This window comes from Streptomyces sp. NPDC039609, from assembly GCF_055596705.1.
On record NZ_JBVIUJ010000001.1, the window covers coordinates 1,128,714 to 1,143,348 of the forward strand.

The following is a 14,635-nucleotide window of genomic DNA, read 5'->3' on the forward strand; positions in this document are numbered from 1 at the left end:
CTGCCCCGCGCAAGCCTGAAGCAGCACAGCACACGAGCAGCCCCGACGGGCTGCAGCCTGGACCGGTCTAACCCACTGAAGATCGTTTACAGGACAGTCCTCAGACGGTTCGTCGAGGCATTCACGCTGAGGTTCAGGTGGCGCTTTCAAGGGTTGCCGACCATGGTCGGCAACCCTTGAAAGCCTTCTACGGTGCGAGCCGCTCCGCTTGCAGCTGCGGTGCCAGCCGATGCGTTGTGTTGAAGGCCGGAATCGAGGCACCGATGCCCGTGGGGCCGGTTGCCTGAGCGGCCTTGAGCCCGATCCTGTCGCCGACGTTCAGCGGCAGGATCGTGGACACTTCCTGCGAGTTCTCGCGGCCGCTCGCCAAGTCCGCGGTGTCCGAGAGGTCGTAGGCGGCATCGGTGCCGTTGACGGTGATCCACAACTGGCGGCTCCCACCGGCGGCCAGGTTGCTGAATTCCCACAGGATCCTCCCCTTGAGGAGGTACCGTCCGGGGGTCCTGACCACCAAGGTCGAGGTCGTCGGATCGAACATGGAGTCCGTGTCGTAGACGGCGCCATCGAAGGTGACCGCAGTAGCAGGGCCGAGGGCCGGGAAGGTCTGTCTGGTCGTGGAGAAGATGCTCGCGCCGACATTGACCGTGGGACCGGCAGGCCCGGTCGTGCCGGTTGCACCTGTGGGGCCGGCAGGCCCGGTCGGGCCGGTTGCACCCGTGGGACCCGCAGGCCCGGTCGCTCCGGTGGGGCCGGTTGCGCCGTCCGTTCCCGGCGGCCCGGTTGGGCCCGTCGCGCCTGTGGTTCGCGCCGGTCCCGTCGGACCGGTGACGCCGGCCCCGTTCTCGCACTCGTCGTCGTGCCAGTTGTCTCGGCAATGATGAGGGTCTAGGCCTGCCTGGCTGAATGCGCCAGCCGGCTCGTGTGCGATGGTCGCGAGTGCGGGGCTGCTGAAGCCCAGAATCGCGAGGGAAAGCGAAGCCAACGCGCCACCGGCAATCCACTTGCCTCTTCGGGGGAGTGGGCCGAGGACCGGCCGATGGACAGGACGCATGCGAGGCTCCTTCGAGAACCCAAAGAAATGCTTTCGGAATGATCTTCACCCTCTTAGCGACATCGGTCTTCGGATCATGCGACTTAAGGGCCTCCAGGAAGGTTCAACCTCTCGGCGCACCAATCAACAGATCCACTGGGTAATCGAGCCGCTACGGGACCCCTCGCGCGGAGATCAGGCACGCTCACTGACGCGGCCTGGCTACCTCCCGCTCCCCCCCCAGCAAGGGCCTCCGAGAGCGTCGCGCGCTTCCCGAGCCCGATCGGACCGACCGGATCGCCGAGGCCTGGGACGGTCTGGAGGAGCGGGTCACTCCAACAATGGGCGACGCGGTGCGGCACACGCTCGCCGAGGCGGCGGCCAGGTCGGCCGCGGACCACCTTGCCACGGCGTGGCAGGCGGCCTACGGGCGGAGCCCGGCGCCGGTGCGCGCGTACAGCGAGTCCATCAGGGCCGTCGAGGCGGCGGCGCACGCTGTCGTCCAGCCGAACAACGCCAGGGTCACGCTCGGCACAATGTTCGGCGCGATCAGGAACGCCCGGCACAAGCTCGGCGCCGCGATCCCTTCGCCTGGCGGCGATCCGGGCGCCCCGGTGGAGGCGATGATGCGCGGGACGGGCAGACGTCCCATCACGGGGCCAGACTCCCATCTCGCCCGAGAAGCCGGAGGCTGCCCGAGATCTCGGGAGCGGTGCTTGTGGCGGGGCGGGGCGACGGGCCGGGCGTCGGCGGGCAGCTTGATGACCGCACCGACGGGGAGGTACTGGTCGCCGGCCACCAGCTGTGGAATCTCCGGATTGAGGGCGGCGACGTCCTTCCACCGTCTGCCGGCACCGAGGTACTCCTCGGCCAGGTCCCACGGCAGCTCGGTCGTGCAAGTCATCGTGTGCTTGGGCCGGTCGGCGGTCGGCGCGTGGGCCGCCGGTGTGACGCTGGAGGATGCCGCCGTCGTGGTGCTGCCGCTCGCGGTGGGGGTCGCGGCGGCGGCCTTGGGGAGGGTGACGACTGACGCGGCGGTGGGGGCGAGCGGGACGGTGCCGCCGACGGGGCACGAGGCGAGCGACTGCGGTCCGCCCAGTGCCTTGATCCGAGGTGCCGAACGCTGCCGGAGTACGGCCACGATCTCCAGGGGGACCGAGAGGTTGAACGCCGCCGATGCCGTCCAGCCGATGCGGGTCAGGGTGACCAGGAACAGCGTGCCGTCGTCCTGCTCCAGCAGGCTGAAGCCGCCCGCGAGTTCAGTGGGCTGGTGGCCAAGCTTCAGCAGCAGGTACGGGACACCCGCGACCAGGGCCGCGGAAGGCGATGTCCTCCACGACCCCGCAGCCGGTCTTCACCTTCGAGGCTGCCTGGCAGGGTGTTCAGCGGCGTGCGGTCCGGGGCTGGATGACGACGAGCTGAGCGACGGGACGACCTCGCGCCCCGGACCGGTCGCGCTGACCGCCGACGGCAGCGGCGACCGGCAGCCGCGTCCGTGGAGCGCCGGTGGGTGACGAGGGGGGCCGGTTTCGAGGCCTGCGACGAGTGGGACCTTGACGAGGATCCGCGGACCGGGGTGGAGATGCGGGTCGCTCGTGAGCTCGCGCAGGACATCCGGGCGAGCAGGTACGAGCCGCTCCCACGGGCAGGCCGGGGGGCCGTGGCTGGGGCTTCGTGGTGCCGTTTGCCTTTCCGTCGAGTGCACCGGCCGTGGAGACGCCGCTGGATCTCTCATCCGGCTCGCTATCGGTTCGGGCTGCGGAAGCGGGCGAGCGTTTTCGTGAGGCTTTTCAGCGGTGAGGTGTCCTGCTCGGCCGTAGCGGGCGTGGGTGCCGGGGGCGCGTGGTTGCGGCTGGTTGCTTCGGCGAGTGCGGCGTGCGCCGACTCGGCCGCTTCACGGTACAGGTCACAGGATGCGGTCATGGCTTCGAGCGCCTTGGCATACCTGGTGACCATGGTCCGTGCGTGGACAAGCTCCTCGTCCGGGGTGAGCAGGTGCCAGCTTTGGCGCAGTCGTGTCAGGACCTGTTCGGCGTCGCCCGGCAGCGGTTGGGGCAGTGAGGCGAATTCCGCGATTGTCTGGAGGAGTTCGGTGGGTTCCGTGCCGTCCAGGAAGACGTCGCGTACGGTGAAGCGTTCCGCGTCGTAGGCCGGGATCTGCGGCGTCGGGGGCAGGACGACGGCCCCGCCGCGCGGTAGTCCGACGCCCAGCTCACGCTTCATGGCGAAGTCGGCGATCAGCGCCTGCTCCGGCGTGGCCCGGTGCTCGACGACCCGGTGTCGCAGGCTCGGTGGGAGGAACGCGGTGATCGGCCGCTGCCCCCGCGCGTCCGGTGTCATCGCCTCGTGCACCACGACATGGATGAACCAGTTCTGACGGGTGCAGTCCCGCAGCAGGCGCCGCAACTCGCCGTCGTCCTTCGGCAGGTGGTTCGTCGTCCGCAGACGTACTCCCGGCACCCTCTCGTGATCCCAGGCGACCTGGTCGCTGTCGGGCCAGAACACGGTGGCGGGTGAGGGCCAGCCGGCTTCCCACGCCCGCTCCGCCTCGGCGGCGAGGACCCAGGTGACGCCCTCGTTCTCGACGCGGCGGGACTCCGACCCGTACGTGGTCAGTTGAGCGCGCACCGTGACACCGTCGGCCGTGCGCCAGCGGGCCTCGAAGAGCCGGCGGGCGGCCGGGCCGGCGTCGGCGGACTCGTCCCGAGGGAACAGATCGGTCGACCGGGCCGCCTCGATCGGGTCGAGGTCCAGGAAGTCGTCGATCACTCCGGCTGCCTTGAGGGCGATGAGGTTGCGCCGGACGTCCCGCTCGGCCTCGGGCCCGAGGTGATGTCCACGCCCGAGCCATACGGTGTCGGGGACAGTGGTCGATGAAGAGCTGCTCTTGGCCATGGAACCGTCCAGTGGGTGATCAGGGCTCGACCAGTATGGTGCGCTGCCCGAGCGGCGGAGTCCATCAGGTAGCACTGACGCGGTCGGGCACGCTTCCTGGCGGCGGCGGACGACCCGCGTTCAGCGGGGTCTGCTCTGCCCCCGGTGCCGGTAGGCCGACTCCACGCCGCTCACTCCACGGACAGCCCTGGCCGTCGGCGAGCACACCGTCCTGCCGGCCCGACCCGGCAGAGCAGGGGCCCGCCGCCGTAGGGGCCGGCTGCACCGCCGGGCCCGGCAGTCTCGCCGACGTCGTTTCCGAGGCCGCCCGGATCGGGGCCGCCGAAGGCCCGCTCACCTGGCGCACCGGTGACGCGATCCGCCACCACCTCGGCCAGGTCGCGACCGAGACCTCAACCTCCTGGCCCCGGCTGCCTGACCCGCCCCGGGCCCGCCGCTCGGCAGAGCACCGCAGGCCACGCCCCGGACCGGCCCCTGTGGAGCGAAGGGCCTGGTCAGCAGGGGAGTTCTGCTCACAGCGGGTCGGTAGGGTGCGCGTCCTGGGCGTCGGTGGCCTGGACTTGATGTGGCTGGTGTGATCTCTGCGTCGGAGCCGTCTTGGATACCCCGAACAGGGGTACCCCTGGATCACGCTGTCACCCGACCGGGCAGCACCTTTGTGCACCCGCCGGCGTGACCCCTTGGGGCGGTCGCTTCGCTTCGGCCCCACAGGGGGCGAGCGCCCCGCGCTCTCACATGCTGCGGGAATGCGGCAGGCAGTCACGGTGCGCTCCGCGCTCCGTTCTCTCGCTGTGCGCTGCGGTACCCCTTGCTATTGCCGTTGCGCGTCGGAGGTGTGGGGGCACATCCCGTACCACGCGACGCCCCTGAGGCACGGTGCCCGGGAACGGGGCCTGGTAGGGGGTGGCTGGCTGAGGCAGCGATCACCGTAGCCCCAGCCAGACACAACGTTGCTGCCTGATGACGATTGCACCGGCGGGTGGGCTTCCGGGGGAGGGACGAAGGCTCCTGAGTTCCGCTTCAGCCGGGAGTCGACCGAGGCCGCTGTCCGATCGCCCGGTTCCTGACGTGGACGAGGCACCGGTGGAACGGGCACGCGAGACTCCTCAGGTGGCCCAGCCGATGCCAATCGGGCTGTCGAGGGGAACCCTGGTTGCGGAGGCGGGGCTGGGAGGCGGGGAAGCTGTCGTGCTCGGTCCCGTCTCGTTCACTCCCGGGTGGTGTTTCGCCTGTGCGGGGTGGGGGAGTATCGGGTTGCTACCGGCCGCGGTGTTCGCGGGCCGGGGTGGATCGGGAAAGGCGCGTCATGGCTCAGGGGACTGTGAAGTGGTTCAACGCGGAGAAGGGGTTCGGGTTCATTTCGCCGGATGACGGTACTCCGGACGTGTTCGTGCACTTCTCCGAGATTGATGCGTCCGGGTTCCGGTCGCTCGAGGAGAACCAGCGGGTGGAATTCACCACCGGCCAGGGCCCCAAGGGTCCCCAGGCGCAGCAGGTCCGCCCCATCTGATCCTCTCTCGCCCGACCGCTGCCGCGGAACCCGACCCTGGTCCGGCCTCGGCGTCCCGCGGCCAGTTGCCGAGTTGAGGGTGTGCCGGCGATCACGGCCGCGCCCAGTCGATGCCGAGTCGGGCCAGCGAGGCGAGCTGCTCTCCGGTGAGCCGGGCCCGGCGCTGCTGCTGGTCGGCGATCCAGATTCCGGTGCGGTGTTCGCTGCCGTCGGGGAGCCGTCGAGGACTCCCCGACCGGGGAGGCGGCCTTCCCGTCGGATGTACTGCTGAAGGGCCTCAAGGCCCTTCAGAAAGGCAGTAGAGGTCTTGCCCGACCCAGTCTCCCGCTGGGGGGACCGCTTCGCCGCCGCCTTACGGGCCCGTACGGCGGCCTGAGGCTTGACGCCCAGCTCGCCCAGCTCGCCGAGCTGCCGCTGAACCAGGTGGGGGCGATCGTTTGGTGGCTCGCGGTCCCGGGGCGCTGAGCTACAGCGGCCGGCCCGGATCGTCGGCCCACTGCGTACGGATTCGTGGATGGCGGCGGACCGTTTCGCGCGCCGCAGCGCCGGCCTCGCCGCCTTCGGCACCGGTCATCTCCAGACAGCGCCGGTGGAGCTTGCCCCATCGGTCATCTGCGAACGAAGGGAAGACCAACATGCCACGCCGTCAGACGCCTGACCACTTACGGCAGATCAGTCCGTCGCCTCGCGGACGTCCTTTCCCTGCTCGGCGAACGCCTTGAAGTCCTGCATGTGCTGTTGCGACTGCTTGCGGAAGGCGCCGGGCATCAGGAGTCCCACCAGCTTCATCAGAAATCCGCTGAACCGGTATTCGTTCTCGCTCTCCCAGAGCGTCCTTTCCGGGCCGGCTTCGGTCAGCCGGTCGCGCACGGCGCTCCACATGCCCTCGCCGACGATCTCGCGGTCGAAGTGAACGACGCTCGCTTTCGGGATCTCGCGCAGGTCTGTCGGTTCCCGGCGTGTGATGGTCTCGGTGCACTCGATCTTCCTCTGGCCCATCTGCATCACGACCCGCGACTTGGTGCCGAGCTGCCCGTGCTCCCCACTCAGCGGCTCGTGCAGCAGCAGGCCCCGCAGCCACTTCGGCAGGTGTGCCGGGTCGGCGAGCAGCTGGACCACCTTCTCCCGCGGCAGGGCGATCTCGATGGAGACGGTGTATTTCATGGTGCGCATCATTCTTTCCTCTGGGACGACGTTCCTTTGTGCTGCTCGTCGTGCTCCTCTGCCGAGGGCACTGCATTCTGTGTCTGTAAGGCAAAGGTAGCGAGGTACGGGGCGAGTATCTCCAGTTCCTCTGCCTGTCGGCCCTGTTCGCCGAGCAGCCGTGCCCACTCCCGCGCGCAGAACCACTCCCCGTGGCCGGCCCAGAACTCCACCTTCTCGGCATGGCCGAGTTCGAGAAGTCTTAGACGACTCTCTGCGTGGTGATGAAGAGGGGTGACAGCGACACTCCCGTTGCACACGGGCTGTGGTCGTTACTGGGTTCTGGCCAGTTCTTCGCGTGCGACGACACCGTGAACATGATTGAGTCGTAGAGCCGTCGTTCGCTCAGAAGGCCTCGACTTGAGGCCGTACCGACGGCAACTGCCACAGTTCCAAAGCTCCGCTGATCAGGTCCGCGAGGAACTGAACCGCGCCTCCCGTGTAATGCCACCAGCCGCCACTGCGTGAGGCCACGGTGACAGTCCACTCGTCAGGATCAGACGCTGTAGTGCTCCAGAGGAAGTAGTCGCCCTGGTTCGACGTCGCCCATGGCAGCAGGCCGCCGGGGGCAGGAAAGGGGTGCAGAGGAATGGACATCTCTGCTTCCGCACACCACTCAGCGAGGATCTCAAGATCTTCGGGGTCCTCTGACCACGCCTGTTCCTGCCCGGGGTTCGGGAAGCCGACGCAAAGGAAGTCCCCGAAAACCAAGGACTGGTAGCTGTTGGCAAGCAGCTTGTAGTCGGAGGGCAGCTCCGTGGCAAGGCATCCCTCGACCCGAGCCCAGTCGATGCCGGCTGGAGCCGTACGTCGAAGGAGACCGAGGCCAGGAACGGCCTGCTCCAAAGCAGCGACTGCCGAAGCTGGATCAGTCATTCGCTGACTAGGTACTTGAGTGCCGATGAGATCGTCCACCGGGACAGCGTGCCAGAGCGAGGATCGCGAACCTTCACAGACCTGCTTCGTCCGTCACGAACGACGTCTTGAGGGACATGATCCTTTGGTGTTTGGGCAGGCTGGCGGTACTTCGTCCGTGCTCGGAGCCGAGCACGTCGTGGGCTGCGGAGGCTGTCGGGTGCTGATCGCGGACTCGGACGTGCTGTTGGTGGAACGGCAGCTGCGGGAAGGCCGGCTGACGTGTCCGTCATGCGGGGCGTCCCTGGCACCGTGGGGACATGGCCGGGCCCGGGAGATCCGGGGTGATTTGGGGTCTCGGTTGTTTCTGCGGCCGCGCCGTACGCGTTGTTCGGGCTGCAAGGTCACGCACGTGCTGCTGGCGGAGGTGCTCTGGCCGCGGCGGGCGGATGCGGCCAGGGTGATCGGGGCCGGGCTGGAGATAGCCGCGTTGGGCATAGGGCACCGGCGGGTCGCCGCTATCCTGGGCTTGGCCGAGGGCACGGTTCGTGGCTGGTTGCGCGCGTTCGCCGGCCGGGCGGAGGACGTCCGGCGGTACTTCACCGTCGCTCTGGTCGCGCTCGCGGATGACCCGGTGATGCCGGATGCGGCGCCTTCAGCGCTCGCCGATGCCGTCTCGGCGGTCGCTGCCGCCCATCAGGCGGCCGCGGCGAGGTGGCCGGGGATGCTCACGGTGTCGCGGTGGGAGTTCGCCGGACGGGCGATAGGCGGCAGGCTGCTGACCTCGCCCTCTACAGCTATTTGATCAACACGGGCCGCCCCTGGGCGGGATCTGGAGGTGCCGGAAGTCTTGATCGTGTCCGCCGGCGAAGCGGCGGGCGCTGTTCGAGACGCGAGGTGGGTTGCCTATGTCACCGAGTGAGGACGAGGACCGTCGCCGGGCGGAGCGGGCCCGGCAGGTGGGCCTGTTCCGTTACGGTCTGATCCAGGACCTGATCGACACGAAGCTCACAACACGCCAGCGCGGGAAGCTCGCCCGAGAGCTGGCCTCGCGGGAGCACACCGATCCGTTCGGCCGACAGGTGCGGGTCGCCCGCGGGACGCTGGACCGCTGGGTCCGTAACTACCGCGCGGGCGGGTTTCCCGCCCTGGTGCCCGCCCAGCGGCAGGTCACCCCGCGGACCCCGGTGGAGGTGCTGGACCTGGCGGCCGCGTTGAAGAAGGAGAACCCGGGCCGCACGGCCGCGCAGATCCAGCGGATCCTGCGGACGACGCAGGGCTGGTCGCCGACCGACCGGACCCTGCAGCGGCACTTCGCCAGCGTTGGCCTCACGGGCACCGGCGAAGGCGGCCGGCCCAGCGTGTTCGGCCGATTCGAGGCCACCCGAGGCAATGAACTCTGGACCGGGGACGCCCTCCACGGACCGAAGATCGGCGGACGCAAGACGTACTTGTTTGCGTTCATCGACGACCACAGCCGGGCGATCGTGGGTCACCGGTTCGGGTTCGCCGAGGACACCGTTCGCCTGGCCGCCGCCCTGCGGCCGGCGCTGTCTGCCCGCGGGGTCCCGGAGTCGATCTACGTCGACAACGGGAGTGCCTTCGTGGACACGTGGCTCTTGCGGGCATGCGCGTCCCTGGCCATCCGGCTCACTCACTCTAAGCCCGGACGGCCGCAGGGCAGGGGGAAGATCGAACGCCTTTTCCGGACCGTCCGTGATCAGTTCCTGGTCGAGCTTGATGACGAACGTGTCGGCCAGATTGAGCATCTCACCGAGCTGAACAGGCTTTTCACCGCGTGGGTGGAGACGGTCTATCACCGCACGGTGCACTCGGAGACGGGGCAGCGTCCGATCGCACGGTGGCTGGGTTCGATTCCCCGGCCGCTGCCTCTGCCCAGCCCCGCTGATCTTCGGGAGGCGTTTTGTGGTCGGAGTTCCGCACCGTGACGAAGACCGCGACGGTCAGCCTGCACGGCAACAGCTACGAGGTCGACCCGATGCTGGCCGGGATGAAAGTCGAGCTGGTCTTCGACCCGTTCGACCTGACCGAGATCGAGGTGAGGGCCTCGGGGAAGACGGCGGGCAAAGCCCTCCCGCACCGGGTGGGCCGTCACACCCATCCGAAGGCGACTCCGGAGACACCGCCGGAGCCGGCCCCGCCGACTGGAATCGACTACCTGAAGATCCTCGACGAGACGCACACGGCGAGCACCGCCAAAGGCATCAACTACTCGTCCCTGATGGACGACGGGCGGGGACCGCGATGATCGACCGCGTTCAGGGGTACTTCGGGTTCACCCGTGTCCCCTTCGGCCGCAATCTGGCCCCTTCCATGCTCCACCAACACAACTCCCACCGGGAGGCCGCCGCCCGCATCGCGTGGTGCATCAACAACCGGGCGATCGGTGTGGTTACCGGCGAGGTCGGATCCGGCAAGACGGTCGCGCTCAAGGGCGCCGTCGCCTCGCTCGACCCGGCCCGGTTCACGGTCATCTACCAGCCCAACCCCGAGGTCGGCATGCGCGGCCTCTATGACCGCATCGTCACCAGCCTGGGCGGCACCCCCAAGTTCCACCTGGCCGCTCTCGCCACGCAGGCGTCCGCCGCACTGGCCGCGGAGGTCGACGAACGGGGAAGGACGCCGGCCGTCGTGATCGACGAGTCGCACCTCCTCGACCACCAGGAGCTGGACGCGATCCGCATGCTCACCAACTACGACATGGACTCCACGACACCGTTCGCGGTGTTGCTGATCGGCCAGCCCACCCTGCGCAAACGGATGAAGCACGGCGTCCTGGCAGCCCTGGACCAGCGGATCTCGATCAGCTACCAGATGCCCACCATGAGCAAGGAGGAGACCGCCAGCTACATCAAGCACCACCTCACGATCGCCGGACGCCAGGACACCCTGTTCTCCGACGACGCCGTCGAACTCATCCACCTCACCAGCCGCGGCCTGCCCCGCTCGGTCAACAACATCGCCTGGCAGTCCCTCATCGCCGCCTTCACCGAGGAGAAAGGCATCGTCGACGAGTCCTCCACCCGGACCGCCATCACCGAGACACACGCGACAGAGTGACGACGAAGCCGACACTGTGTTCATGACGACCCCGGCGGCCTGACGGCCGCCGGGGTCGTTTCATCCCATCTCATCGACAACCAACACGTCGCTTTCATGCACATCTTCAGCGTCGCTCAACAGAGAAGTGGAGAAGCCAGATGCGGCGGAATGCAACCAGACTGCGTCCGGGCTCGATAGTCAAGATCAGCAGCGTCCACAGCGCGTACCGTAGCTACTTCCCCTGACACGAACTCCAGCTCCGGATATCGCCTACTGGTGATGAAGCCCCACCAGTTGGAGCGGCGGAATGGACGGCTGCTCGGCGTGAGGCTTATGCGGATGACCAGGACGTCGCGACGTCCCTGGTCGCGGTCACCGCGCGTACGAACTGCGCGAAGGCCGATAAGGACCCGGCCGAGTGCGCATCACTCCAACGGTCGTCGCCGCGGTGAGGCGTGCTCCACCGCGCGCGATGTCCTCGACCGCATGGGCCAGGCCGTACGTCCTGCCCTGCCTCGGATCCACACGGCGCTCTCTCTCGGCAACCTCGCTCTGTCCTTCTGGCCGGCGGGTCGTACCGGCGAGGCCATCGACCTGCTCGAGCATCTGGTGGCCTGGCGGACTACGAGCGGCTACGGGGCGATGACGTCCCCAACACCCTCACTGCCGTACGGCAGCACATGCGGCATGACGACGAGTCCCTACGGGGGAGGATCTCGCGCTGGTGGGGGAGTTTGGTGAGGGGCCGCTGACCTGCTGAGGCAGGTTGGTGAAGAGTTGTAGATCGCGATCTTGCCGATGGGGCGGGCTGCGGCCACGGGCACGGAGCGAAACCGGATCGCGTGGCGCGGTCGGGGGCTGGCACGATGCCTGCCATGGACCATCCGGAAGTACTGCTCATCGGTGGGCGTGCCGGTGTCGGCAAGACGACGGTGGGGTGGGAGATTTCGGCGCGACTGCGCGCCGCGGCGGTCGCGCACGCGATCGTGGAGGGTGACTTCATGGGCCAGGTGCATCCGGCACCGGAAGGGGATCCCCACCGCTCGGAGATCACTGAGAGCAATCTGACGGCCGTCTGGGCGAATTTCGCCCGGCTCGGCTACCGCCGCCTGATCTATACGAACACCGTGAGTGTGCTGCCCGAGGCGGCAGGCATGTTCGAGCGTGCCATGGGGGCGGGCGTGCGGATCGTACGAGTGCTGCTCACTGCCTCCGACGCCACCGCCGGCGAGCGGCTGGCAGGCCGGGAACTCGGCTCGGAGCTGGAGCAGGAGCTGAAGGGCAGCGCCCGCAAGGCGCGGCTCCTGGATGAGCGGGCCCCCGCGGACACGGTGCGGGTGGCGACCGACGGGCGGCCTGTCGTGGACATTGCGCGTGAGGTGGTGGCCGTCACCGGCTGGACCGGGCAGCACTCCACCGAGCGATCCTGATCTTGCTGGTCGGGGCCTGTCCGGGGACGGGTGCGGCCACTGGTGATCATCAGTGTGAAGACAGAAGATCAGTCGGTGGCCGCAGGGCACAGCATGGATCCTGTTCGGTGGCAGGAAACGTTCGAGGTTTTGACGGGCGGTATCGCGGGGCGGTTCGTCCGGGTGGAACGATGGCGTCGGGCAAGGGAGTTCGTGCTCGGGTTGCTGTCGGACCTGCCGCGCAAGAACCCGCTGGACGCTCGCCGAGCGCGCCCGTGATGCGACCCCCATACGGCCTGCAGCACCTGCTGTCGAGGGCCAAGTGGGACGCCGACGAGGTACGCGACGACATCTGCGGCTTCGTCGTCAGGGAACTGCACGATGACACAGCGGGTGCTGGTCGTCGACGAGACCGGCGACCTCAAGAAGGGCGCCGCCACCGGGGCGTGCAGCGCCGGTACACCGGGACCGCCGGACGTATCGAGTACAGCCAGGTCGCCGTCTCCCTCGCCTACTCCACCCTGCGGGGCCAAGCGGCGATCGATCGGGGCCCGTAGGCGCCTGACACACAACACCAGGGCGCAGCCGACTCGCGGTGCCGGGCTTCGCTCCGGCGCTGAGATCGGAGGGACTTGCCCGGCCTTCGGCGAGATCCGCCAGACTGCCCGGGCGACCGGCCCGGCGTTCCACGGGCGGTGGGGAAATCCCTTCGCTCGGGGGCGTCTTGGTGTCTTACGGTGGAGGTCGCCGGGTGGAGCAGGTCGGTAGCTCGCTGGGCTCATAACCCAGAGGTCGCGGGTTCGAATCCCGCCTCGGCCACGAAAGTGTCGGGCCCGTCGCACATGGTGCGGCGGGCCCGGCCGCCTTCTTCCCCGACGGCAAGGCATGAGACGCCACCCCTGGCCGAGACCTCAGCCTGACGGCTCTGCCACACAGGAAGACCCCGCCCGATGGACAGCGACCACATCACCATCCTGCGGACGGCGTGGGGAGGGCTCTCACTGCGCGGCCAGTGCAGGCACCGACCCAGGCCCAATGCCCTACTGCGCGGCGAGCAGCCAGCCGGGAATCGTACGGCGGCTCACGCCCGACAGCGCCTCCCTCTTCGTCGGACCCAGGCCGTCGGCCTGTGCCTCACGCAGCAGGCGTTGAACCCTGTCGTCGACGTACGCGAGCTCACATTGCTTCACGTACCGCTGCACCCCGGCCAGGGCGAGCTGGTCAGCTGCGCCGAGTTTCGGGGGGACGGTTGGCCTCCTCCCTTTGGAAGATCTGGTCTGACAGCCGGCGCCAGCGGTAGGGCTCCGGAGCTGTCATCTTCCATCGCTGGGCGCGAGCGGTTGCCTCCAGTTCACCAAGCAGGCCAGGGCGTTCGCTGCCCGCCACGACCTGGTCGTCGTCGACGACGACCTGCTCGGCTTCGGGAACAGCGGGGCACGACCCTGACCGCGCTCCTCGACCTGGACATCGGCCGATCCGGACCTCATCGGAAGCCGACCCGGACACCGGGCGGGACGTGCCCGAGAGATGCTGGCCGGAGGGTCCGGGTGTATGACCCGTTCCGACGCCGGCACGGGGACGGAACCTGGGCACGTATCGTCACCGAGCTCCAGGCCGAGGCCGAGGCGAAGGGCCTGATCGGCTGGGACGTGAACGTCGACTCGGCCGTATACCGGGCCCATCAGCGTGCGGCAGGGGCGGTGAAGAGAGGGATCTCCACAAGGAGCCTTCCGGCGGCTGACCGGGGCGTTTAGGCGAGGAGATGGGTGTCGCCCCGTGCTTCAGCGCCGTCGGAACCGGCTCCATGGTGGCCCTGAGCCCGGTATAGTTCTCCCTGTCGATCGGGGGGTGTCAAGCCACCCACTCCCGAGTGACACTGAAGGGCCCGACTCGGGAGGCACCCCGAGCCAGACCCTCCAACGCATTTCACAAGCCCGGTCGCCTAACTACCGACCGGGCTTCTGCGTACGAAGCTCGGTCCCGACCGTCTCGTGTGTGGGACTTCTACTGCACGAACTGCCCCACCGCGGCGATGATGGCCACGATTAACCCTGCCGCTGCCAGACAGACCTGCCAACGTTCGGCATCGGTCCAACCTCGCCGACGAGGCTTGGCATCGTTTACATCACCCACGTCCCACCCCCATTCGATCTTCGAGCAGGTTCGTCGAGTGTTCTCGGCGAACCTGCCGCGATGATCGCGGGAGGTGCGGAGCGCGTACGAAGTACGTCACGGGGGATCTGACGCCCGGCACCGGAACATCATGATTGATCTGAGCTTTTCTTGAGCTTGGCGCAGGTCAGCGACTCGCTTCGCAGGGTCCATCGTGATCATTTCCGGCTGTGCAGCGCATCGAGCAGCGGTAAGGCAACGCGTGTTCTCGTGGCCCGCGTTGTGGATCACCACCGCGACGCAGCGCAGTACTGATCCGGCAGTAGGTACCCCCAGCGTGGCGGCTCGACGTTCCATAACGTTACGCCGCCAGGTGACCCCTACAATCACGTTCCACGATCCGTCCCCCATCAACGGCTGCGGCACGGAGTCGGTTGGTTGTGGCCGATCATCGTGGGATTCGTCCTGGGCCTGACACGAGCGCAGATGGGCACCATGCGGTGGATGGTGCAGGAGCAGGCAGTCGATGACGTGACCTCACTTGGCAGACAGGTCCCT

Annotated in this window: 12 protein-coding genes, 1 tRNA gene and 2 pseudogenes; 9 read left to right on the top strand and 6 right to left on the bottom strand. The window is 68.3% G+C overall.

Features of this window, described 5'->3' with window-relative positions:
• Positions 1 to 187 precede the first annotated feature (187 nt).
• The 3 genes from ACZ561_RS05145 to ACZ561_RS05155 form a co-directional block, all read right to left on the bottom strand.
• Positions 188 to 538: a hypothetical protein gene (locus tag ACZ561_RS05145; protein ID WP_470989843.1), complete on the bottom strand. Its 351-nt coding sequence runs from the start codon at positions 536 to 538 to the stop codon at positions 188 to 190.
• Between the two features lie 916 nt (positions 539 to 1,454).
• On the bottom strand, positions 1,455 to 2,171 hold the full coding sequence (locus ACZ561_RS05150; RefSeq protein WP_470989845.1) for a hypothetical protein: 717 nt from the start codon (positions 2,169 to 2,171) through the stop codon (positions 1,455 to 1,457).
• 602 nt (positions 2,172 to 2,773) lie between these two features.
• Positions 2,774 to 3,925 (bottom strand): hypothetical protein, encoded by a 1,152-nt coding sequence (locus ACZ561_RS05155; RefSeq protein ID WP_470989848.1) that lies wholly within the window; start codon positions 3,923 to 3,925, stop codon positions 2,774 to 2,776.
• Positions 3,926 to 5,231: 1,306 nt separating this feature from the next.
• Between ACZ561_RS05155 and ACZ561_RS05160 the strand changes: the two genes are divergently transcribed.
• Positions 5,232 to 5,435, top strand: coding sequence for a cold-shock protein (locus ACZ561_RS05160; RefSeq protein WP_030832902.1), 204 nt, complete (start codon positions 5,232 to 5,234; stop codon positions 5,433 to 5,435).
• 672 nt (positions 5,436 to 6,107) lie between these two features.
• On the opposite strand, the gene ACZ561_RS05165 is transcribed toward ACZ561_RS05160, so the two are convergent.
• Positions 6,108 to 6,599, bottom strand: coding sequence for an SRPBCC family protein (locus tag ACZ561_RS05165; RefSeq protein ID WP_470989852.1), 492 nt, complete (start codon positions 6,597 to 6,599; stop codon positions 6,108 to 6,110).
• 384 nt (positions 6,600 to 6,983) lie between these two features.
• Positions 6,984 to 7,553 (bottom strand): SMI1/KNR4 family protein, encoded by a 570-nt coding sequence (locus tag ACZ561_RS05170; RefSeq protein WP_470989855.1) that lies wholly within the window; start codon positions 7,551 to 7,553, stop codon positions 6,984 to 6,986.
• On the opposite strand from ACZ561_RS05170, the gene ACZ561_RS05175 reads away from it, so the two are divergent.
• From ACZ561_RS05175 to ACZ561_RS05210, 8 genes and pseudogenes are all read left to right on the top strand, one after another.
• On the top strand, positions 7,540 to 8,298 hold the full coding sequence (locus ACZ561_RS05175) for a DUF6431 domain-containing protein (RefSeq protein ID WP_470989858.1): 759 nt from the start codon (positions 7,540 to 7,542) through the stop codon (positions 8,296 to 8,298). The two genes, ACZ561_RS05170 and ACZ561_RS05175, sit on opposite strands and share 14 nt — an antisense overlap.
• Positions 8,299 to 8,401: 103 nt before the next feature.
• A complete protein-coding gene (locus ACZ561_RS05180) occupies positions 8,402 to 9,442 on the top strand; it encodes a DDE-type integrase/transposase/recombinase (protein ID WP_470989861.1) in 1,041 nt (346 codons plus the stop codon).
• A complete protein-coding gene (locus ACZ561_RS05185) occupies positions 9,439 to 9,762 on the top strand; it encodes a Mu transposase C-terminal domain-containing protein (RefSeq protein ID WP_470989863.1) in 324 nt (107 codons plus the stop codon). Before ACZ561_RS05180 ends, ACZ561_RS05185 begins: the two co-directional genes overlap by 4 nt.
• Complete coding sequence (locus tag ACZ561_RS05190) at positions 9,759 to 10,574, top strand: ExeA family protein (protein WP_470989866.1); 816 nt, start codon at positions 9,759 to 9,761, stop codon at positions 10,572 to 10,574. The genes ACZ561_RS05185 and ACZ561_RS05190 overlap by 4 nt, the downstream gene beginning before the upstream one ends.
• A gap of 263 nt (positions 10,575 to 10,837) precedes the next feature.
• Positions 10,838 to 10,975: pseudogene (locus ACZ561_RS05195) on the top strand (HNH endonuclease); the annotation flags it as partial.
• A 456-nt stretch (positions 10,976 to 11,431) separates the two neighbouring features.
• Positions 11,432 to 11,986, top strand: a complete 555-nt coding sequence (locus ACZ561_RS05200; RefSeq protein ID WP_470989867.1) for an AAA family ATPase — start codon at positions 11,432 to 11,434, stop codon at positions 11,984 to 11,986.
• 93 nt (positions 11,987 to 12,079) lie between these two features.
• Positions 12,080 to 12,513: pseudogene (locus ACZ561_RS05205) on the top strand (transposase); the annotation flags it as partial.
• Between the two features lie 197 nt (positions 12,514 to 12,710).
• Positions 12,711 to 12,784: transfer RNA gene (locus ACZ561_RS05210), tRNA-Met, on the top strand.
• Between the two features lie 221 nt (positions 12,785 to 13,005).
• Here ACZ561_RS05210 and ACZ561_RS05215 read toward each other — a convergent pair.
• Positions 13,006 to 13,155, bottom strand: coding sequence for a hypothetical protein (locus tag ACZ561_RS05215; protein WP_470989870.1), 150 nt, complete (start codon positions 13,153 to 13,155; stop codon positions 13,006 to 13,008).
• Positions 13,156 to 14,635 lie beyond the last annotated feature (1,480 nt).